Below are 20,731 nucleotides of genomic sequence, written 5' to 3'. Positions count from 1 at the left end.
CGATGTGGCCGTACTCCAAACCCAGATCTCGCCCTCCTCCGAAACCTACCTCGCCAATGCCGAGCGCATGCGGGCGCTGGTTGCCGACATTGCGGACAAGGCGGCAACCGTCGAGCGCGGTGGCTCGGAGGAGGCGCGCGAGCGTCATGTTTCGCGCGGGAAACTGTTGCCGCGCGAGCGGCTGGCGCAGTTGCTCGACACCGGCTCGCCTTTCCTCGAGATCGGCCAGTTCGCGGCATGGTCCATGTATGGCGAGGAGATTTCCTCGGCCGGCCTCATCGCCGGCGTCGGCCGTGTCGAAGGCACCGAGGTGATGGTCGTGGTCAACGACGCCACGGTGAAGGGCGGCACCTATTATCCGCTCACGGTGAAGAAGCATTTGCGCGCACAGGAGATCGCGCTGCAAAACAATCTGCCTTGCGTCTATCTGGTCGACAGCGGCGGCGCCAACCTGCCCAACCAGGACGAGGTGTTTCCCGACCGCGAGCATTTCGGCCGCATCTTCTACAACCAGGCCAACATGTCGGCGGCCGGCATTCCGCAGATCGCCTGCGTCATGGGCTCATGTACTGCGGGCGGCGCCTATGTGCCGGCAATGTCGGACGAGACGATCATGGTGCGCAACCAGGCGACCATTTTTCTCGGCGGCCCGCCGCTGGTGAAGGCGGCTACGGGCGAAGATGTCAGCGCCGAGGAGCTTGGCGGCGCCGACGTGCACACCAGGCTGTCCGGTGTCGCCGACCACTATGCGCTGGACGACGAACATGCGCTGGCCATCTGCCGGCGCATCGTCAAAAACCTCAACCGGCGCAAGACTGTAAGCTTGACCTTACAGAAACCCATGCCGCCGCTTCATGACGCGCAGGAACTCTACGGCATCGTGCCGACGGATCTGCGCCAGCCCTATGATGTGCGCGAGGTGATCGCGCGCGTCGTCGACGGCTCCGAGTTCGACGAGTTCAAGCAGAATTACGGCACCACGCTGGTCACCGGCTTTGCCCATCTTCAGGGCATGCCGGTCGGCATCATCGCCAACAATGGCGTGCTGTTTTCCGAAAGTGCTGTGAAGGGCGCGCATTTCATCGAACTGTGCTGCCAGCGCAAGATCCCGCTGATCTTCCTGCAGAACATCACCGGCTTCATGGTCGGGCGAAAGTACGAGGCCGGCGGCATCGCCAAGGACGGCGCCAAGCTGGTGATGGCGGTTGCCACCGCCAAGGTGCCGAAGGTGACGATGATCATCGGCGGGTCGTTCGGCGCCGGCAATTACGGCATGTGCGGCCGCGCCTACTCGCCGCGCTTCCTGTGGATGTGGCCGAACGCGCGCATTTCGGTGATGGGCGGCGAACAGGCGGCGACCGTGCTGGCGGTGGTCAAGCGCGAGGGCATCGAGCGCAAGGGCGGTGAGTGGAGCGCGGACGAGGAAGCGAAATTCAAGAAGCCGATCCTGATGAAATACGAGCATGAGGGCCACCCGCTCTACTCCTCGGCGCGGCTGTGGGACGACGGCATCATCGATCCGGGGAAAACGCGCGAAGTGCTCGCGCTCAGCCTTTCGGCAGCGCTCAACGCCGACATCGAAGAAACGAAGTTCGGCGTGTTCAGGATGTAGATGAGCAAGTTCGGCGAACGGATACATGTCCACACCGGCGACATCACCAGGCTTGCGGTCGATGCCATCGTCAACGCCGCCAATTCCTCGCTGCTGGGCGGCGGCGGCGTCGACGGCGCCATTCACCGCGCCGCAGGCCCGGAGCTCGAATTCGAATGCCGGATGCTGAACGGCTGCAAGGTCGGCGAAGCAAAGCTTACCAAGGGCTATCACCTGCCGGCACGTTACATCATCCACACGGTCGGACCTGTCTGGCAAGGCGGCGGAAAAGGCGAAGCCGGGCTGCTCGCCTCCTGCTATTATCAGGTCGCTCGAAATCGCCGCCGCCAGGGATTGCCGGACCGTGGCATTTCCGGCGATCTCCACCGGCATCTACCGTTATCCGAAAAATGAGGCGACGCAGATTGCCGTTGGCATCGCAGGTACCTTCGTCGGACAGAACTCAACGCCCGAAACAGTTATTTTCTGCTGCTTCGACGAGCCAACAGCTCAACTATACCGACAAGCCGTTGCTGCCATTGAAGGATGCTAGTCTGCATGGATAAGATGGTTCATCCACCTACGCAAAAGAAATTTTCGGTGAGCAGGCTGGCGGCACTGGAGAATAGACGCTATTGTTCATCCCGCATTGGGCAACGGGGATGGGGTAAAGATGAGGCCGAAATATTCGGGAAAAACGACTGCGTCGGTACTTGCAGTCTTGCTTATATTTGCGGTACCCGGCGTTGGCGCCGCGGCATCGCTGGCGGGAAGCAAAGGCGACATCCATTTCTATCCGTATTTGCCGAAAAGCCCGAAAGACCAGTGCACCATGGCTTACAACGCCTATGTGGCCGCCGGCGGCCATTCGGCCTATGCGACCACGCCCTATGCCCGGATCCGTTCGTTGTACATCATCTGCGGCTCGGGCTTGAATGCACCGTCACAGAAGGCTGCCGAAGAACGGGCGATGAAATCCTGCGAGTCCGCCCGCAGCCATTACAAGGTCATTACAGGGGCTGGCTGCGAAGTTGCGGCATCGAAGTAGGCCGACAAGCATCGGCTTGGGCATTTTTCAAATGGGCGGCGCAAGATGAAATCGACACGCATCAAACGAATTACTGTATCGATGCTTGCCGGCCTGCTCGTATTTACGGCACCCGGTATCGGAGCGGCTGGATCGCTGGCGGGCAGCAAGGGAGACACCCGATTCTGGCCTCCGTTGTCACTGAATCCAAAGGAGCCCTGCACGAAGTCGTACAACGCCTATGTCGCGGCGAGTGGCCACTCGGCCTACGCGACCACATTCTACTCGCGCGTCGACGATCTTTACATCATCTGCGGTGCGCGGCTGAACGCGCCATCTCAGAAGGTCGCGGAAGAGTTGGCGTTGCGAAGCTGTCAGGTTGGCCTGAAAAAGTGGAAGGTTCAGACCGCGAGCGGCGGCTGCAAAATCGCGGCTTCGAAATAGGCTCATTCCTGCCAGACCGGCGCCGCCCGAGACAAACCCGGGAGGCTCCATGTTCGCCAAGATCCTGATCGCCAATCGCGGCGAGATCGCCTGCCGGGTGGTACGCACGGCCAGGAAGATGGGGGTGCGCACCGTTGCCGTCTATTCCGACGCGGACGCCAAGGCTCTGCACGTCGAAATGGCTGACGAGGCGGTGCATATCGGCGCTTCGCCCGTCGGTGAAAGCTATCTGCGCGGCGACAGGATTGTTGCGGCGGCGCTGGCGACCGGCGCCGAAGCAATTCACCCCGGCTACGGCTTCCTCTCGGAAAACCCCGATTTCGTCGACCAGGTGGTGGCGGCAGGGCTCACCTTCATCGGCCCGTCGGCCGCCTCGATCCGCGCCATGGGGCTGAAGGACGCGGCCAAGCGGCTGATGGAAAAGGCCGGCGTGCCGGTGGTGCCGGGCTATCATGGCGAGGCGCAGGAGATCGTGCTGCTGGCGTCCAAGGCGCGTGAGATCGGCTATCCCGTTCTGATCAAGGCGCGCGCCGGCGGTGGCGGCAAGGGCATGCGCCGGGTCGAACATCCCGACGATTTCTCCGAGGCGCTGTCGGGCGCACGGCGCGAGGCCAAGGCCGCGTTCGGCGACGACCGCGTGCTGGTCGAAAAATATGTCGACAAGCCGCGCCACATCGAGGTCCAGGTGTTCGGCGACAATTTTGGCAATGCCGTGCATCTCTATGAGCGCGACTGCTCTGCGCAGCGCCGCCACCAGAAGGTGATCGAGGAAGCGCCGGCGCCCGGCATGACGCCGGCGCTGCGCAAGGCGATGACGGAAGCGGCGGTCAAAGCCGCCAAGGCGATCAGCTATTCCGGCGCCGGCACCATCGAATTCATCGTCGATGCCTCGCAAGGGCTGAAGGCCGACCGTTTCTGGTTCATGGAAATGAACACCCGCCTGCAGGTCGAGCATCCCGTCACCGAAATGGTCACCTGCACCGACCTCGTCGAATGGCAGTTGCGCGTAGCCGCCGGCGAAAAGCTGCCAAAGACGCAGAGCGAAATCACGCTTTCCGGCCACGCCTTCGAGGCGCGTATCTATGCCGAGGACGCGGCGAAAGGGTTTCTGCCGGCGACCGGCAGGCTGCATCACCTGGCGTTTCCCGACAACGCGCCCGAAGGCGCCAGCATGCGCGTCGAGACCGGCGTGCGGGCCGGCGATGCGATCTCGCCCTTCTACGATCCGATGATCGCCAAGCTGGTCGTCCACGCCAAGGACAGGCAGGCGGCGCTCGATGCGCTCGGGACTGCGTTGTCGCAGACCGAGATTGCCGGCTCGACCGTCAACACCGCGTTTCTCGCGGCACTTGCCGCGGACGCCGATTTTTCGGCCGGTGATGTCGATACCGGCCTGATCGGCAGGCATCAGGAAGCGCTGACCGCGGTCGCCCCGCCGCGCAGCGAGATCGTTGCCGCGGCGGCCCTTGCCGCGGCGGGCGCCGGTGCCTTGCCGCCGTCGAACGATCCGTGGTCGTCGCTTGCCGGCTATGCGCATTTCCACAGCATTGCGCGCCGCACGCGCCTGCGCCATGGCGAGGACGATATACTGGCGCGTGTTTCAGTGCGGCCGGACGGGCGCTTCCAGGTGGCGCTGGACGCGCCCTATGACAGCGTCAATTCGCATGATCTTCGCGCCGCCCCTCGCCTTGCCCGCTGGCCAGGCCACGTCACCGTATTCGAAGGCGCGGTCGGCTACAGTTTCCTCGTCCCGGATCCGCTGGCGCGCACCGACGGGGCGGCCGCCGCTTCCGGCAGCCTGCGCGCGCCGATGCCAGGCGTGGTCAAGCTGGTGCGCGCGGCAAAGGGCGAAAGGGTGATCAAGGGCCAGCCGCTACTGATCCTGGAAGCGATGAAGATGGAGCACACGATCGCGGCCAGCCATGACGGCGTGATCGCGGAAATCGCCACCGAGGGCGCGCAGGTCACCGACGGAACGGTGCTGGTGCGCTTCGTTGAAGAGGCTTCATAGCCGGCTGGAGGCTTGAATGAAAAATGGCCGGGACAAGCCCGGCCATTGCCATGAGTACGCGGCCGCTTACTGCGCGATCGGTGCGTATTTGCCGTCGTGCCACTGGTTGATGTCGTAGCTGGCGTTCTTCAGATCGCCCTTCTCGTCGAAGGTCACGTCGCCGACCACGGTGCTGAACGGCGTGCCGTTCTTCAGCGCTTCGGCTACCTTGACCGGATCGTCCGTTCCGGCGCGCTTGACGCCCTCTGCAAACGCCTGAACGACGGCGTAGGAGAACAGCGTAAAGCCTTCCGGCACGAAGCCGCCCGCCTTGATCTTGGCGATGGCCTCCTTGGCTTCCGGCTTGGCCTGCGGGTCCGACGGGAAGACGAACAGGGTGCCTTCACCGGCGGGGCCGGCGACCTGCCAGAATTCTGGCGAGGCGATCGAATCCGGCATGATCAGCTGGAACTTGACGCTCTGCTCAGCCGACTGACGCAGGATAAGCCCGGCTTCCGGGTGATAGCCGCCGAAATAGACAACGTCGGCCTTGAGGTCCTTCAGCTTGGTGACGAGAGCCGAATAATCCTTCTCGCCGGCATTGATGCCTTCATAGTCGATCTCCTTTAGGCCACCGGCATTCATCGTCGCCTTCACGGCATCGGCAACGCCCTGACCGTAGGCGCTCTTGTCATGCAGGATAACGACATTCTTGCCGGCATATTTCTTGGCGATCCACGGGCCAATGAAGGCGCCCTGCGCGTCGTCACGCGTATAGAGACGCATGATCGTCGGCCAGCCGGCCTTGGCGGCGGCATCGGTCAGCTCGGGATTTGAAGAGGCCGGGCTCATCATCAGCGCGCCGGCCTCGGCGTAGACGGCGGAAGCCGGGATGCTCGAACCTGAACAGGCATGGCCGTCAATAAACTTGACGCTGTTGGCAACGATCCGGTTGGCCACCGAAACCGCCTGCTTGGGATCGCACTGGTCGTCCTCGATGTCGAGCTTGATCATCGAGCCGTTGACACCGCCGGCGGCGTTGATCGCGTCGGCGGCTGCCGTTGCGCCCTGCTTGAACTGGTCGCCGATCGTGGCGAGTTGTCCGGTCATCGGGCCGACCACCGAAATGGTGATGTCATCGGCAAAGGCAACCGGAGCGCTCATCATCAGGCCAAATACGGCCGCGCTCAAAATACCCGTTTTTTTCATGGTGATAGAACTCCTCCCACACTCGCGCAGCCGCTCTGGCCGCGCTTCTTTCCGAAGGCGGGACAATTTCATCCTTCATTGGGCCTGTCTAGGCGCATCGGCGCCGCTCGATTGGGCCTCATCAACGCAAAAAGCCACGCCAGCCTGTTCCGGCCGGTCGTGGCTTTTTGCTCGTAGCAGTCCCCATGCGCCCCCGCGCCACGAAAACCTGCCCGCCGTCCCCATTGTGCACGACTGGACCGTGCCGGCCTGCCGCGTTCTTGTTCTTTCATGGTCGGCCGTCTTGTCGCGGCCTTGTCGTTTCACCGGTTCCGACCGTCTTTGCGGTCTTGATCCCGGGGCTTCCCTGTTTTCGATAATCTGCCTGCGATAATCTGCTCGCGATCTCAGTGCATCGTCATCCATTCGCGGGCTTCGCGCAGCGCCTTGGCGATCTCGACCTTGGACATTGCGGCCGACAATTCCGAGCGCAGTTCCGCGGCGCGGACCGAGCCCTTGATGGCGGCGATGTTGAACCATTTGTGGGCGGCAACGACATCGATCTCGCAATCGCGGCCGGTCGCATACATCATGCCCAGTTCGAAAAGAATGTCGGCCTGGGCAGTTGCCCCCATGGCGCCGAAGCCGGCTTCAAGCATTTCAAAACGTGCCATTTTAGTCCCCTGTCTGGCTCCCGAGAGCGGGCCTCTTCTGTCCCCCGGTGTTCCCTGGGGAGCCGCTCTTTCGATGCTTCCGAGAATGAGGCCGAGCCTTGAATCCGTCGTTAAATGGCGTGCTTAATTTGGAGAAAACAAAGCTAAAACAAGAGGTAAACGCGGAAATTCGTTAAGGATACAAAGTCAGCAATCCCGCCGTTTTTCGATCGATTTGACGAAAATTTGCAAGGCGCCGATCAACACTCTGCTAACCACGCAAACCAAAGCCAACGCCTCGATCGTTTCATTTTCACGGGCTGCGCTCTCCCGACCCCGCATGAAAATTGCGAAACCTTCCGTCGCGGCACGCTTTTGTTTTGCCGGGAGCTGGATTAGCTTACGTTTGCGTAAGCGGCAGAGAGGCGGCTGCCCCATCTAAACCAGGGAGGACAGACATGTTTCGCAAAGTGAGCTTGGCCCTGGCGGCCGCCGTGATGATGGCTGGTGCGGCTTGGGCCGATCCGATCGAAGGCAATTGGAAGACACAAGCCGGCGACACAGCAGTAATCGGCGGCAGCGGTTCATTCTCCATCACGCTGAAGACCGGCAAATATGCCGGGAAGACCATCGGTTCGCTCAAGGCGGCCGGGGGCAACAAATATGCCGGCAACATCACCGATCCGGCAAACGACAAGACCTATTCGGGCAAGGCAACACTGTCGGGCACCTCGCTCAAGATGAGCGGCTGCGTGCTCGGCGGGCTGATCTGCAAGAGCCAGACCTGGCACAAGCTCTGATCTTGCTGCTTTGAGTTGACCAACGGGGCCTTCACAGGCCCCGTTTTCTTTTGCAGGACGGTCCGCGCCATAGCGACGACCGTGCCGTTTGCGGCGGCGCAAACCCGAACCGATGCTCTCCCTAAAACATCGTCAATCACTTTGAACCGCAGATGAACGTCGGCATCAGCGCCGGTTCAGTCGCATCAGGGCATTTTGATGGCGTGTTCAAGGAGACACTCCGCAAATGCTCGCTCGCCGCTTCACCATCGTCTGCCTGTTGATGAGCCTGTTCGGGATGCTCTTCGCCATCCTCGTGGCCGAATCCGGCCGTCCGGCCCGTTCCTGGGATGCAGCCAGTTCCTGCCAATTCGATTGCATGAACCATTTTCGCCCCTGAGACGACAAAGACATAGATCCAAACAGAAAAGCAAAAGCCATGAACCGCATCGCCATCAACGCCCTCCAGACCCTTCGGCTCCTGCCGCGGGCGGCGCTCGTCCTGGTCGTGCTGTCGGCGCCGGTCCTGGCCATGCCAATGATGCGGGCCAATGCCGACACGACGATCGACGCGCCGGCGACGAAGAAGCATGGCGTCGGCTTTGTCTTGCTGGTCAGTCTGCAGCGCGGGTAAGGTGTGCCGGTATTAAGGTGATGCCGGCCTGCAAGTGGCGGCCTTGGTGCTCACATGCTTCGAGTACGCTCCGCTCCGGTTCTCGAAGCCAACCAGTTTGGTCGCTTCGCGCCCGTCCTCGACTCCGGCTCAGCCTTACCTGAATCTCAGCACACCTTGGGCGTGGACGAATAAATCGACCACTTGGCGGCCACCCTCCCCTCCCAAGTGCGGCCTCAAGTCTCTATATTGAGCCATGGAAAAGCGAATCTACCCACAAGCTATCGAATCGGTCGTCATGCCGGAGCCTTTCGGCAAGCAGAGCTTCGACGACGCCAAAAAGGCCGTGGCCGCCTTGCAGGTGCTCTACGACCGCAACACCAAGTTTCTGCGCGACTCCTTTGCCACGCTTGCCGCCGGCGGCGACGAAAGCAAGCGCTACCGCGCCTTCTACCCGGAGATCGGCGTCACCACCAATTCGTTCACCCAGATCGACTCGCGCCAGGCCTACGGCCACATGCCGACCCCCGGGCATTTCTCGACCACCATCACCCAGCCGGTGCTGTTCGAACGCTATCTCGTAGAGCAGCTTCGCCTGATCATGCGCAATCACGGCGTGCCGGTAACGGTTTCGGAATCGACCACGCCGATCCCGCTGCATTTCGCGTTCCTTGAAGGAACCCATGTCGATGGCGCCGCCGCCGACCGCATCAAACGGCCGATCCGCGACCTGTTCGACGTGCCGGATCTCGACGGCACCGACGACCAGATCGCCAACGGCACCTTCGAGGTCGCGTTCGGCGAACCAAGGCCGCTGGCGCCGTTCACGGCGCAGCGCATCGACTATTCGCTGCACCGCATGACGCACTACACGGCGACCAGCCCGCAGCATTTCCAGAACTTCGTGCTGTTCACCAACTACCAGTTCTACATCGACGAGTTCGTCGCCCGCGCGCGGGCCCAGATGGCTGAAGGCGGCCACGGCTATACCGAATTCGTCGAACCGGGCAATGTCATCACCAAGGCAGGGCAAAACGCGCCCAGCGAAGGCGTGGCGGCGCCGCGCCTGCCTCAGATGCCAGCCTATCATCTGAAGAAGCCGAACCATGGCGGCATCACCATGGTCAACATCGGCGTCGGCCCGTCCAACGCCAAGACGATCACCGACCATGTCGCGGTGCTGCGGCCACATGCATGGCTGATGCTCGGCCATTGCGCCGGCCTGCGCAACACTCAGGCGCTGGGCGACTATGTGCTGGCGCATGCCTATGTCCGGGAAGACCATGTGCTGGACGATGACCTGCCGGTGTGGGTGCCGATACCGCCGCTGGCCGAGATCCAGGTGGCGCTGCAGGAGGCGGTCGCCGAAGTCACCGGACTTTCCGGTTACGATCTCAAGCGCATCATGCGCACCGGCACCGTCGCCACCATCGACAACCGCAACTGGGAACTGCGCGACCAGCGCGGACCGGTGCAGCGGCTGTCGCAGTCGCGCGCCATAGCGCTCGATATGGAATCGGCCACGATCGCCGCCAATGGCTTCCGCTTCCGCGTGCCCTACGGCACGCTGCTTTGCGTCTCCGACAAGCCGCTGCATGGCGAGTTGAAGCTGCCCGGCATGGCGACCGAATTCTACAAGCGGCAAGTGGCGCAGCATCTGACCATCGGCATCAAGGCGATGGAGAAGCTGGCGGAAATGCCGATGGAACGGTTGCATTCGCGCAAGCTGAGAAGCTTTTCGGAGACGGCCTTTCAGTAGACCGGCTTGCCGTAAATGTTTGCCGCGAGGCGTTTCGTCATCTTGATTGGGCCGCATTTCAGCCGATAAAGGCCTGATACCTCGGCAATGTATTACCCGGTCTATGGGCAAACCCGGTCTGATGGCACGCGTGCGAAAGATGATGGCTTCAATGGCGTTCCTGGCAATGCTCGGCCTCTCGGCCGCGCTTGTAGCCGGGTTCTTTGGCGCACTGCATCCGGCCTTCGATTCCTTCGCCCATTTCCGCATCCATTTTGCCGTGCTGATGGGGCTGATTGCGCTGCCGCTGCTCGCCACCTCGTTTCGCCTGCAGGCGGGCGTGGGCCTGCTGCTGGCCGTGGCCGCCTTCGCCAGCACGTTGAGCACCTTGCCGCGCCTGTGGCCGGTGCAGGCCGCCAATGACGCCGCGCCCGGCAACGAACCGGTCTACCGGCTGCTGCAGATGAACCTGCGTTTCAACAATCCGACACCCAAGAAGGTTCTTTCGCTGATCGCCAGGACCAACCCAGACGTGATCACGCTCGACGAAGTATCGGCCATGTGGGCGACCGAACTCGGCTATATCCAGAACGCCTATCCCTATCGCATCCTGTGCGCCCATCCCGAGGGCGTGTGGGGCGTGGCGCTTTTGTCCCGGCGACCCTTTGCGGCCGGCACCGAGCCGCATTGCGAACCGCGCGGCGCGATGGCGGCCGCCACCGTCGATTTCGGCGGCACTCCGGTCGATGTCGCGGCGATCCATTTGAGCTGGCCGTGGCCGAAGGAACAATACTGGCAGATCGGCGAGTTGACCGAGACGCTCACCTCGCTCGGCGAGACGGCGATCATGGCCGGCGACTGCAATGCCGTGCCGTGGAGCGCCGCGGTACGGCGCGTTGCCTCGCTCGGCGGACTGACCGTGATGCCGTCGGCCGGACCGACCTGGATCCACCGGACCCTGCCCGATTTCCTGCGGCGCTATGCGGGCCTGCCGATCGACCAGGTGTTTTCGAAGGGCGGGGTGACCATCCTGTCGTCGACGCAGATGGAAGAGACCGGCTCCGACCATCTGCCGGTGATGGTGGAATTTTCATTGATGCGCGACGAGACCAAGCCGGTCGACGAGGATTCTACCGCGACTGTGTCGCTGATCCAGCCCAACATGGGCGGCTAGATCGTACGCCACGGGGCTTACGGTTTCACAAGCCTACCAAGGCCTCGATGATGCGCTCGACATGGCCGCCTTCACTGTGCTCGCGCGCGTCGAACGCGATCTGTTTTGCCTCATAGAGCTTGGAAGTGGCTTGCAAGCGCCGCGTGGCTTCGACGCGCGTTTTGTTGCATTGCGGATCGTTGGCAAATTTCAGGCCGCGAACCGACCGCTCGGCAGCCTGCATCATCTGCCCGGCGATACGGCCATGGGTTCCTTCATGAGCGAGAACGCCTGTGAAAAACCGGTTCCAGCGTTTGCGCAGCGCCGGCGTGACGGCCGAGGCGACGCGCGGGTAGGTGTAGGCGATGTTGAGCGTTCCATTGGCCTGGCGCAGGCGGCAGACGCCGTTGACCTGACCCACGTCCAGGCTCCAGTCGGCGGTGTAGCTTGTCTGCGCGATGGCGTGGGTCATGAAACCGTGCTTGGGGCCCCTGCGGTTCATGGCGATAACCAGACCGGCACCTGTCGTGCCGGTGATGTCATAGGTTCGCGTCTTGACGACGGTTTTCACCCCCGCCGACGCCGTCCCGACGACGCCGCAGGCCGCGCTTATGACGGCGACGCAAAACAAGACCAACACGCGCATGCCATTTTCCCCATGGACGCGGCAATGAGACCACAAGCAGACGACGGTTTCAACAATCTTTGGCGCCGAGCGCCTTACATGCCTTGGTAAACCCGGCCATCGCCGCCATTTTTGCTGGTCGAGACGGCCCCGGTCGGTGGGGCTCACATGCCCTGATAGACCGGGCCTTCGCCGCCTTGTGGCGGCACCCAGTTGATGTTCTGGTTGGGATCCTTGATGTCGCAGGTCTTGCAGTGCACGCAGTTCTGCGCGTTGATGACGAAGCGCACATCCTTGGCAGACGGATCGGCGGCGGCGTTGCCGTCCTTGTCGACCCATTCGTAAACACCGGCCGGGCAATAGCGGGTCGAAGGCCCGGCAAAGACATCATGCTCGGAACGCTTCTGCAACTCCATGTCGCCGACGATGAGATGCACCGGCTCGTTTTCCTCGTGATTGGTGTTGGACAGGAACACCGAGGACAGGCGGTCGAAGGTCAGCACGCCGTCCGCTTTGGGATAGGCGATCTTCTTGTGCTTGGCCGCGGGCTCAAGCGTGGCATAATCGGCCTTGCCATGTTTCAGCGTGCCGAAGGGCGAGAAGCCGAACAGCGTGTTCAGCCACATGTCGAGACCACCGAGGCCGACGCCGATAATGGTGCCGAAGCGCGACCAGAGCGGCTTGACGTTGCGGACCTTCTTCAAATCCTTGCCGATATCGGTCGCGCGCCAGGCGTCCTCATAAGACGACAGTTCGTCATTGGCGCGGCCGGAGCCGATCGCTTGCGCGACATGCTCGGCCGCCAGCATGCCGGACAGCACCGCATTGTGCGAACCCTTGATGCGCGGCACGTTGACGAAGCCCGCCGCACACCCCATCAGCGCGCCGCCGGGGAAGGAGAGTTTCGGCACCGACTGCCAGCCGCCTTCGGTAATGGCGCGCGCGCCATAGCCGATGCGCTTGGCGCCCTCGAAGGTGCGCGATATCGCCGGATGCGTCTTGAACCGTTGGAATTCCTCGAAGGGCGACAGCCAGGGGTTCTTGTAGTTGAGATGCAGGACGAAGCCGACCGCGACCTGGTTATCCTCGAGGTGGTAGAGGAAGGAGCCGCCGCCTGTCTTCAGGTCGAGCGGCCAGCCGAAGGAGTGCTGCACCAGGCCCGGCCGGTGGTTCTCGGGCTTGACCTGCCACAGCTCCTTGAGGCCGATGCCGTACTTGCCGGGCTCACGGCCGTCGGACAGTTTGTATTTTGCGATCAGCTGCTTGGACAGCGAACCGCGCGCGCCCTCGCCGATCAGCACGTATTTGCCCATCAGCGCCATGCCCGGCGCAAAGCCCGGGCCATGTGTGCCGTCTTTTTCGACGCCCATGTCGCCGGTGACGACGCCCGTGACCGCGCCGGCATCGTTGTAGACGAGGCTGGCGGCAGCAAAGCCCGGATAGATTTCGACGCCTAGCGCTTCAGCCTTGGTTGCCAGCCAGCGGCAGACATTGCCGAGCGAGACGATGTAGTTGCCGTGATTGTTCATCAGCGGCGGCATCAGGATATTGGGCAGACGGAACGAGCCGGCGGGGCCGAGCACCAGGAAATCGTCGGCCGTAACCGGCGTCTTGAAGGGGTGGCCATCTTCCTCGCGCCAGCCCGGCAACAGGCGGTCGATGCCTATGGGATCGACGACGGCGCCTGACAGAATGTGGGCACCAACCTCGCCGCCCTTTTCCAACACCACGACGGAAAGCTCGGGATTGACCTGCTTGAGACGGATCGCTGCGGCAAGGCCCGCCGGGCCGGCCCCGACGATGACCACGTCGAATTCCATGCTCTCGCGTTCGATCTCGCTCATCAACCCCTCCGCTCTGGCCAACCGTTTCCGGCATTTTGCTGGCTCCTGCGCTGCATAGCGCATCAATCCGCGACAGGAAACCGGCGCTGACGTGACAATGCCGATTTCGACAAAAAGTCGCGGATAACAACTCTGCCGCAAGCGTTTTGCGCGCGGCCGCGCTCAGCGTCCCATATTTTAATTGTTCGACGGCTCTCTTATCGGCCATACTTATTTCCATGCGCACGCCGTCCGGCTATTCATTGACGCGCTTCCCCCTTCCGCCCGGCCGGACCTGCCGAGCGATCCTTCTCGCCCTTTCAATGCTTACGCCGGTTCGCGCTCAGGCCGAGCCGGTGAAGGTGTGGGCGACCGGCGCCTATTCCTTTTCCGACGAGCTTGGCGGTTTCCACATCACCGGCGCCTCGGGCACCGGCACCAAGGAAGATCCGTTGGTCATCTCCGAGGAGCTGAATTCGTCGACGCCGGTGACGCTCACCATCCGCACCACCAAACCGATCCAGCCGTTCAGCACCAACGGCGAATTCGCCAACGGCATCCTGTACATGCGTATCGAGGTGCTCAACAACAGCGGCCAGGCCTGGGTCGAATTCCAGTTCGAGCTGCAGGAGATACTCAACCAGCCGAGCGTGTTCGGCGACGGCCTGTCCTTCGACCAGCGCAACAAGACGCCCGACAACATCCTGTCGAGCGCGTACGCCGATTTCGACCGCGATTTCGAACCCTATGACCGGCTCTTGTTCAAGAGTGGACAGATCGACCCGCTGAAGAGGGGACGCTTCCAGTTTCTGATCACCGACTACACGCCGCGCTGGACGTTCTATCTGGTGCAGGATCCGCGGATACCGACGGGGTAAGCGGCAGACGCCGTGAAAATCGCCACGAAATGCCCTTCGTGATTGGCGAAAGCCGACGAGCGCGTAATCTCCCTCCTTGAGGGGGAGATTACTAACCGCCCAACCTTGCAAATCGTCTCTCGGCGGACGAATGTGCCCGGCATGACTGCCGCCTCCCCCAACAACCGATCCGACCTGGCCGAGTTGCTCGCCTTCTACGCCTCTGCCGGTGTCGACGAAGCGTTGGAGGACGCGCCGGTGAACCGGTTTGCCGGGGCAGCACCGAAGCGCCCCGAGCGCACAACGGCGCCTGCCGCGCCGCCTCGCGAAAACAAGTTTCCGGAACAAGCCGCCGCCAGCCCCGGGCTGGACGCAAGCCGGGTGCCGGACGCGCCGGCGCGTTCCGTTCCGGCCATGGCGACGGTGCCCGACGAGGCACAGGCGGCCCTGGCCCGGCAAATGGCGGCAAGTGCCTCGACGCTCGACGAACTGCGCCAGCACATGGCGTCGTTCGATGGCTGCAACCTCAAATTCACCGCCAAGAACCTGGTCTTTGCCGACGGCAATCCGGAAGGTTCGGTGATGTTGGTCGGCGAGGCGCCCGGCCGCGACGAGGATATTGAGGGCCTGCCCTTCGTCGGCCGCTCGGGCCGGCTGCTCGACCGCATGCTGGCGGCGATCGGGCTTGACCGGACTTCGGTCTATATCGCCAACGTCATTCCCTGGCGGCCACCCGGCAACCGCACGCCGACGCCGCACGAGACCGAAATCTGCCGTCCCTTCATTGAGCGGCAGATAGAGCTGGTCAATCCGAAGGTGCTGGTCAATCTCGGCGGCCCTTCGGCCAAAACCCTGCTCAACACTACCGAGGGCATCCTGCGCCTGCGCGGCAATTGGCAGGTGCACACGACGGTGTCGGGCACTGCCATTCCGGCCATGCCGACGTTGCACCCGGCCTATCTCTTGCGGACCCCTGCGCACAAGAAGCTAGCCTGGCGGGACTTTCTCGAGGTGAAGGCGAAGTTGCGGGAGGTGGGGTGAGGCGCGCCTCTTCCTTCCACCCTTGTGGGGGAAGGTGGATCGGCGCGCAGCGCCGAGACGGATGAGGGGTGTTCCAGCGGAGTGAGACGTTGGCGTTCCCTGGAACACCCCTCATCCGACCGAGCTTCGCTCGGCCACCTTCTCCCACAGGGGGAGAAGGGAGAACCGCGCCAATGACCTCAGAGGTAATTGAAATACCGCCCGCCCCGGCCTACTCATCCTCCCATGACAACAGTCCAAACCTCCGCCGGCAGCCTGATCCGCGAATGGCGCACGCGCCGGCGCATGAGCCAGCTTGATCTCGCAATGGAGGCTGAGATTTCCCAGCGTCATCTCTCCTTCGTCGAAAGCGGCCGCGCCGCGCCCTCGCGCGAGATGGTGCTGCATCTGGCCGAGCAGCTTGAGATTCCGCTGCGGCAGCGTAATCAGCTGTTGCTGGCTGCCGGCTTTGCCCCGAGCTTCAGCGAGCGGCCACTCACAGATACGACGCTGGCGCCGGCGCTTGCCGCGGTCGAGAGCGTGCTCAAAGGGCATGAGCCGTTCCCCGCCCTGGCCGTCGACCGGCACTGGAACCTGATTTCCGCCAATGCCGCCATCGGCCCGTTTCTGGCCGATGTTGCCGAGCCGTCGCTGCTCCAGCCGCCGGTCAATGTGCTGCGCCTCAGCCTGCACCCGAACGGCATCGCACCGCGCATCGTCAATCTCGCGGAATGGCGGGCGCATCTGCTGGAGCGGCTGAAACACCAGAACGATGCCGCCGGCGGTCCCGTCCTGGTCGAGCTGGAGCGCGAATTGCGAACCTATCCGTCCGGGCTCAAGGGTGCGCGGCCGGTGCCGGTCGAGCCCAACGGCATCGTCCATCCGCTGCGGCTGGCGCATGGCGACCAGGTGCTGTCCTTCATCAGCACCATCACCGTCTTCGGCACGCCGCTTGACGTGACGCTGTCGGAACTGGCGATCGAGTCTTTCTTCCCGGCCGACGAGCAGACGCGAGCGGTGCTGGTGCGGCTGGCGAAGGAACGTGCGGAAGCTAACTGAGCCAACCCCGCGGACCTCCTCACCCCTGTGGTGGCGCTGCCTTGCGCGTTCGGGTGCGTTCCAGGCCGAGTTGGCGCTCGCGCCAGATGATGAACATGCCGGCGGCAACGACGATCACACCGCCGACGAGCGTGTTGAAGGTGGCGATATCGCCAAAGGCGAAATAGCCGACGACGACACCGAGGATCATCGAGGTGTATTCGAACGGCGCCACCACCGAGGCCTCGGCGTGGCGATAGGCTGCCGTCATCAGGATCTGCGCCAGCCCGCCGCAGAAGCCTGCGGCGACCAGAAGGCCGGTCTGCAATAGCGTCAGCGCCTGCCAGCCGAAAGGCAGCGAAAACAGCGCCATGACGCTCGCCGTCGCCGAAAACCACAACACAATGGTCGCTGTCCGTTCGGTCTGAACCAGATTGCGCACGAGCAGGATGGCATTGGCGGAGATTGCCGCAGAAACAAGAGCAGCGATGACGCCCAGCACCTCCTGGTCGCCGAGCGCGGCGCCCGACGTGAGCAGCGTCAGCTCCGGCCAGGAGATGATCAGCACGCCGACCAGACCGACCGCAACCGCGCTCCAGCGATAGACGCGAATGGCTTCGCCGAGGAATAGCGAGGAGAACACCACCACCAGCAAAGGCTGGGCATAGTTCAGCGTGATCGCTTCCGGCAGCGGCAGCCGGGTCAGCGCAAAGAAGCCGAGCCCCATGGCGCAGACGCCGACGACACCACGTGCGATGTGGTTCAGCGGGCGTTTGGTGGCAAACGCCGTGCCCAGTTTTCTCGTGAAGGCCAGGAAGACGATGATCGGGAAGATGGCGAAGAAGGAGCGGAAGAAGACGATCTGGCCGGCCGGCAAAGTGCCGGCGGCCTTGATGCAGGTTTGCATGCTGACAAAGACCGCCACCGACATGATCTTGAGCATGATCCCGGTGAGAACATTAGAGCGCCGCGCGTCGTCTTCGACGCGCAAAGGACGCTCTGACACTTTGAATCTGCGCATCGTGCTTTCCAAAAATCGACATTGATTTTTGGGCCGATGCGCGCCGGGATGATCGGACAGTTTCCCGCCCGCTTCGTCTCCAGGCCCGGCTTTCACTGTTTTGTTGCTTCCCGGATCTCCGCTGAGATGCGCGTCGAACGACGCGGTACACAGGCGCCCATGCCGAACTTCGATGTGACGACGGTCATCAAGGCCTCACGATAATGGCGGAAGGGGAACGCCCCGAAATAGGCATTGGCGCAGTTTTGTCGAGTGACCGTTTCGTGTAAAGAGCGCGCAACTTTAGATTTAATGGGCCAGGACACGTCAGCGGCTCCGATAGCGACAGGGAAACCCAAGGGAATGCGAACCGATACCGGCCAGGTCTTCAAGCTCGAAGACTACCGCCCCAACGACTTTTCCATCCCGCAAACCGGCCTCACCTTCCGCCTTTCGCCAGACGCAACGCGTGTCACCGCAGTGCTGACGATCGAACGCCGCGATGGCGCCGCCGCCTCGACGTCGCTGGTGCTGGACGGCGACGGCCTGGTGCTCAAGCGCATTGCCATCGACGGTCGCGAGCTTGCCCCGGCCGAGTATCTCGCCACGCCGGACCAGCTGACCATTTTGAGGCCGCCGCCCCGTTTCCAGCTGCTGCTCGAGACCGAGATCGCGCCGGCCAGCAATGAGGCGCTGATGGGCCTCTACCGCTCCAGCAATGTCTATTGCACGCAATGCGAGGCCGAGGGCTTTCGCCGCATCACCTATTTCCTCGACCGCCCCGACATCCTGTCGGTCTATACCGTGCGTATCGAGGCGAGGCTGGACGAAGCGCCGCTGTTGCTTTCCAACGGCAATCCGGTCGAAAGCGGCGCGCTTGCCGACGGCTGGCACTTTGCAGTCTGGGACGACCCCTTCCCCAAGCCGTCCTATCTGTTTGCGCTCGTGGCCGGCAATCTCGGCAAGGTTGCGGACAGTTTCGTCACCATGTCCGGGCGCGAGGTCGAACTCGGCATCTATGTCGAGCCAGGCAAGGAGGGGCTTGCCGGCTACGCCATGGATGCGCTGAAGCGCTCGATGCAATGGGACGAGCAGGCCTTCGGCCGCGAATACGACCTCGACGTCTTCAACATCGTCGCCGTTTCCGACTTCAACATGGGGGCCATGGAGAACAAGGGCCTCAATATTTTCAACGACAAGTATGTGCTGGCCGACCGGGAAACCGCCACCGATGCCGATTTCGCCAATATCGAGGCGATCATCGCGCATGAGTATTTCCACAACTGGACCGGCAACAGGATCACCTGCCGCGACTGGTTCCAGCTCTGCCTCAAGGAAGGGCTGACGGTCTTTCGCGACCATGAATTCTCCGCCGACCAGCGCTCGCGCGCGGTCAAGCGCATCGCCGAAGTGCGCACGCTGAGGGCACACCAGTTCCCCGAGGACCAGGGACCGCTGGCGCATCCGGTGCGGCCGCGCCGCTACCGCGAGATCAACAATTTCTACACGGCGACGGTCTACGAAAAAGGCTCGGAAGTCGTGCGCATGATCCGCACTATCCTCGGGGCCGAGGCTTTCCGCGCCGGCATGGACCTCTATTTCGAGCGCCATGATGGCGAGGCCGCGACGATCGAGGACTTCCTGAAGGTGTTCGAGGACGCCTCCGGGCGCGACCTGTCGCAGTTCGCGCTCTGGTATCACCAGGCGGGCACGCCGAACCTGACCGTCAGTTCGACGCACAATCCGGCGACGCGCGAGTTTACGCTTGAGATCGAGCAGTCGGTGCCGCCGACACCGTCGGAGAGCCGCAAGCGCTTGATGCACATTCCGCTCGCCTTCGGGCTGGTCGGCGCGGGCGGTGAGCCGGTCGCCTATGATGGCGTCGAGGGAGCCACCGTCGAGGACGGCGTTATCCACATCCGCAAGCGCCGTCACATGGTGCGCTTCTCAGGCGTCGCCGAGCGGCCGGCGGTGTCGCTCAATCGCGGCTTTTCGGCGCCGATCACACTTTCGGTCGAGCAGAAGGCCGACGACCAGTTCTTCCTCGCCGGCCATGACAGCGATGCCTTCGCGCGCTGGCAGGCGTTCAACACGCTGCTCACCGATGCGCTGATAGCGGCCTTCCGCCAGATCCTCGGCGGCGCGAAGCCGGCTTTCACCGCCAGGCTGACCGGACTTGCCGGCAAGATCGCCGGCGACGAGACCCTGGAACCTGCCTACCGGGCGCTGGCGCTGTCACTTCCGGGCGAGGCCGACATTGCCCGCGACATCGGCACGAACATCGATCCCGACGCCATCTTTGCCGCTCGCGAGGCGTTGGCGCTGGCAATCGCGCGCGCCAATCAGCAAACGTTCACCGACCTATACGGCCGCCTCGCCGGCGACGGGCCGTTCAGCCCCGACGCGGCAAGTGCGGGACGCCGCGCGCTGCGCAACATCCTGCTCGACTACCTCTCGCTGCTGCCGAAAGGTGCTGCGCTCGCCGCCCGGCATTTCGAAACCGCGACCAACATGACCGACCGCGCCGCAGCGCTGACCGTCCTTGCGCACCGCCATGACGGTTCGCCGGAGGCGATCAAGGCGCTGGCCGATTTCGAGGCGCGTTATGGCGCCGATCCGCTGGTCATGGACAAATGGTTCCAGATCCAGGCCAGCGTGCCGGGACGCCGGACAGTCGACACGGTACGCGAGCTGACTGGTCACGCAGCTTTCTCGATGGCCAATCCGAACCGGGTGCGCTCGCTGGTCGGCACATTCGCCAGCGCCAACCAGACCGGCTTCCACCGCGCCGATGGCGAAGGCTACCGGTTTTTTACCCAGACCGTACTCGAGGTTGAAAAACGCAATCCGCAAGTGGCGGCCAGGCTGGCGACAGCGCTGCGCTCGTGGCGCTCGCTGGAGCCGGGCAGGCAAGCCAAGGCCAGGGAAGCGCTGCTGGCCATCGCCGGTGCCGAGAACCTGTCGGCGGATTTGCGGGACATTGTGGAGCGAACGCTGGCCTGATCCCTCCCCCTTGAGGGGACGGTGGACAGCCGCCGAAGGCGGATGGACGGGTGGGGTCGTTGCGGCAGTGCGCGACCTCGACCAACTTCGACCGTGATTGAGAGAGTCGAGCGCTTCGCCGAGGACCCCACCCGGCCCTTCGGGCCACCCTCCCCTCAAGGGGAGGGATTTCAGCGTTATTTCAATCAA

General features: G+C 63.1%; 21 protein-coding genes. 15 read left to right on the top strand and 6 right to left on the bottom strand.

Going from position 1 to position 20,731, the window contains the following annotated elements:
- Positions 1 to 4: 4 nt before the first annotated feature.
- The 6 genes from NKK50_RS20275 (at position 5) to NKK50_RS20255 (ending at position 5,073) form a co-directional block, all read left to right on the top strand.
- On the top strand, positions 5 to 1,612 hold the full coding sequence (locus NKK50_RS20275) for a carboxyl transferase domain-containing protein (protein WP_023834423.1): 1,608 nt from the start codon (positions 5 to 7) through the stop codon (positions 1,610 to 1,612).
- Positions 1,613 to 2,005 carry a macro domain-containing protein gene (locus tag NKK50_RS20270; protein WP_502902412.1) on the top strand — a complete coding sequence of 131 codons (393 nt, stop codon included), beginning with the start codon at positions 1,613 to 1,615 and terminating at the stop codon, positions 2,003 to 2,005. It abuts the gene before it with no gap.
- Positions 1,956 to 2,144, top strand: coding sequence for a macro domain-containing protein (locus NKK50_RS31375; protein ID WP_502902409.1), 189 nt, complete (start codon positions 1,956 to 1,958; stop codon positions 2,142 to 2,144). The genes NKK50_RS20270 and NKK50_RS31375 overlap by 50 nt, the downstream gene beginning before the upstream one ends.
- Before the next feature lie 120 nt (positions 2,145 to 2,264).
- Positions 2,265 to 2,639: a hypothetical protein gene (locus NKK50_RS20265; protein WP_023670207.1), complete on the top strand. Its 375-nt coding sequence runs from the start codon at positions 2,265 to 2,267 to the stop codon at positions 2,637 to 2,639.
- 45 nt (positions 2,640 to 2,684) lie between these two features.
- Positions 2,685 to 3,062 (top strand): hypothetical protein, encoded by a 378-nt coding sequence (locus NKK50_RS20260; protein WP_023834424.1) that lies wholly within the window; start codon positions 2,685 to 2,687, stop codon positions 3,060 to 3,062.
- Between the two features lie 49 nt (positions 3,063 to 3,111).
- Positions 3,112 to 5,073 carry an acetyl/propionyl/methylcrotonyl-CoA carboxylase subunit alpha gene (locus NKK50_RS20255; protein WP_352543808.1) on the top strand — a complete coding sequence of 654 codons (1,962 nt, stop codon included), beginning with the start codon at positions 3,112 to 3,114 and terminating at the stop codon, positions 5,071 to 5,073.
- A gap of 66 nt (positions 5,074 to 5,139) precedes the next feature.
- On the opposite strand, the gene NKK50_RS20250 is transcribed toward NKK50_RS20255, so the two are convergent.
- Both NKK50_RS20250 and NKK50_RS20245 read right to left on the bottom strand, forming a co-directional pair.
- On the bottom strand, positions 5,140 to 6,261 hold the full coding sequence (locus NKK50_RS20250) for an ABC transporter substrate-binding protein (protein ID WP_023687260.1): 1,122 nt from the start codon (positions 6,259 to 6,261) through the stop codon (positions 5,140 to 5,142).
- 386 nt (positions 6,262 to 6,647) lie between these two features.
- A complete protein-coding gene (locus NKK50_RS20245) occupies positions 6,648 to 6,914 on the bottom strand; it encodes an SEL1-like repeat protein (RefSeq protein ID WP_023747480.1) in 267 nt (88 codons plus the stop codon).
- 437 nt (positions 6,915 to 7,351) lie between these two features.
- On the opposite strand from NKK50_RS20245, the gene NKK50_RS20240 reads away from it, so the two are divergent.
- The 5 genes from NKK50_RS20240 (at position 7,352) to NKK50_RS20220 (ending at position 11,197) form a co-directional block, all read left to right on the top strand.
- Entirely contained in the window at positions 7,352 to 7,693 is a 342-nt protein-coding gene (locus tag NKK50_RS20240; protein WP_023731827.1) for a DUF2147 domain-containing protein, read from the top strand.
- Positions 7,694 to 7,919: 226 nt separating this feature from the next.
- Positions 7,920 to 8,072, top strand: a complete 153-nt coding sequence (locus NKK50_RS20235) for a hypothetical protein (RefSeq protein ID WP_023670201.1) — start codon at positions 7,920 to 7,922, stop codon at positions 8,070 to 8,072.
- Between the two features lie 39 nt (positions 8,073 to 8,111).
- The gene (locus NKK50_RS20230; RefSeq protein WP_023670200.1) at positions 8,112 to 8,306 is read left to right on the top strand and encodes a hypothetical protein; all 195 of its coding nucleotides are present in this window, start codon (positions 8,112 to 8,114) and stop codon (positions 8,304 to 8,306) included.
- A 277-nt stretch (positions 8,307 to 8,583) separates the two neighbouring features.
- Complete coding sequence (locus tag NKK50_RS20225; RefSeq protein ID WP_023731828.1) at positions 8,584 to 10,044, top strand: AMP nucleosidase; 1,461 nt, start codon at positions 8,584 to 8,586, stop codon at positions 10,042 to 10,044.
- Positions 10,045 to 10,183: 139 nt separating this feature from the next.
- Positions 10,184 to 11,197 carry an endonuclease/exonuclease/phosphatase family protein gene (locus NKK50_RS20220; protein ID WP_155923585.1) on the top strand — a complete coding sequence of 338 codons (1,014 nt, stop codon included), beginning with the start codon at positions 10,184 to 10,186 and terminating at the stop codon, positions 11,195 to 11,197.
- A gap of 25 nt (positions 11,198 to 11,222) precedes the next feature.
- Here the strand turns inward: NKK50_RS20220 and NKK50_RS20215 are convergent, their stop codons facing one another.
- Positions 11,223 to 11,822 (bottom strand): DUF922 domain-containing protein, encoded by a 600-nt coding sequence (locus NKK50_RS20215; protein ID WP_023692824.1) that lies wholly within the window; start codon positions 11,820 to 11,822, stop codon positions 11,223 to 11,225.
- Between the two features lie 143 nt (positions 11,823 to 11,965).
- Complete coding sequence (locus NKK50_RS20210) at positions 11,966 to 13,645, bottom strand: electron transfer flavoprotein-ubiquinone oxidoreductase (protein ID WP_023727629.1); 1,680 nt, start codon at positions 13,643 to 13,645, stop codon at positions 11,966 to 11,968.
- A 302-nt stretch (positions 13,646 to 13,947) separates the two neighbouring features.
- Between NKK50_RS20210 and NKK50_RS20205 the strand changes: the two genes are divergently transcribed.
- The 3 genes from NKK50_RS20205 (at position 13,948) to NKK50_RS20195 (ending at position 16,560) form a co-directional block, all read left to right on the top strand.
- A complete protein-coding gene (locus tag NKK50_RS20205; RefSeq protein WP_032889263.1) occupies positions 13,948 to 14,502 on the top strand; it encodes a hypothetical protein in 555 nt (184 codons plus the stop codon).
- Positions 14,503 to 14,643: 141 nt separating this feature from the next.
- Positions 14,644 to 15,522: a uracil-DNA glycosylase gene (locus NKK50_RS20200; RefSeq protein WP_023670194.1), complete on the top strand. Its 879-nt coding sequence runs from the start codon at positions 14,644 to 14,646 to the stop codon at positions 15,520 to 15,522.
- A 225-nt stretch (positions 15,523 to 15,747) separates the two neighbouring features.
- Positions 15,748 to 16,560 (top strand): helix-turn-helix domain-containing protein, encoded by an 813-nt coding sequence (locus tag NKK50_RS20195; protein WP_023834429.1) that lies wholly within the window; start codon positions 15,748 to 15,750, stop codon positions 16,558 to 16,560.
- 19 nt (positions 16,561 to 16,579) lie between these two features.
- Here the strand turns inward: NKK50_RS20195 and NKK50_RS20190 are convergent, their stop codons facing one another.
- Both NKK50_RS20190 and NKK50_RS20185 read right to left on the bottom strand, forming a co-directional pair.
- The gene (locus NKK50_RS20190) at positions 16,580 to 17,482 is read right to left on the bottom strand and encodes a DMT family transporter (RefSeq protein WP_245274179.1); all 903 of its coding nucleotides are present in this window, start codon (positions 17,480 to 17,482) and stop codon (positions 16,580 to 16,582) included.
- A 170-nt stretch (positions 17,483 to 17,652) separates the two neighbouring features.
- A complete protein-coding gene (locus NKK50_RS20185; protein WP_155922471.1) occupies positions 17,653 to 17,865 on the bottom strand; it encodes a hypothetical protein in 213 nt (70 codons plus the stop codon).
- Positions 17,866 to 17,902: 37 nt separating this feature from the next.
- Here NKK50_RS20185 and pepN point away from each other — a divergent pair, with 37 nt between their 5' ends.
- A complete protein-coding gene (gene pepN / locus NKK50_RS20180; RefSeq protein ID WP_023834431.1) occupies positions 17,903 to 20,542 on the top strand; it encodes an aminopeptidase N in 2,640 nt (879 codons plus the stop codon).
- Positions 20,543 to 20,731 lie beyond the last annotated feature (189 nt).

The organism is Mesorhizobium sp. M0001, assembly GCF_040324255.1.
Taxonomy (GTDB): domain Bacteria; phylum Pseudomonadota; class Alphaproteobacteria; order Rhizobiales; family Rhizobiaceae; genus Mesorhizobium.
Note: the sequence above shows the minus strand (reverse complement) of the source record. Positions and strands in the feature narration are given on the sequence as shown.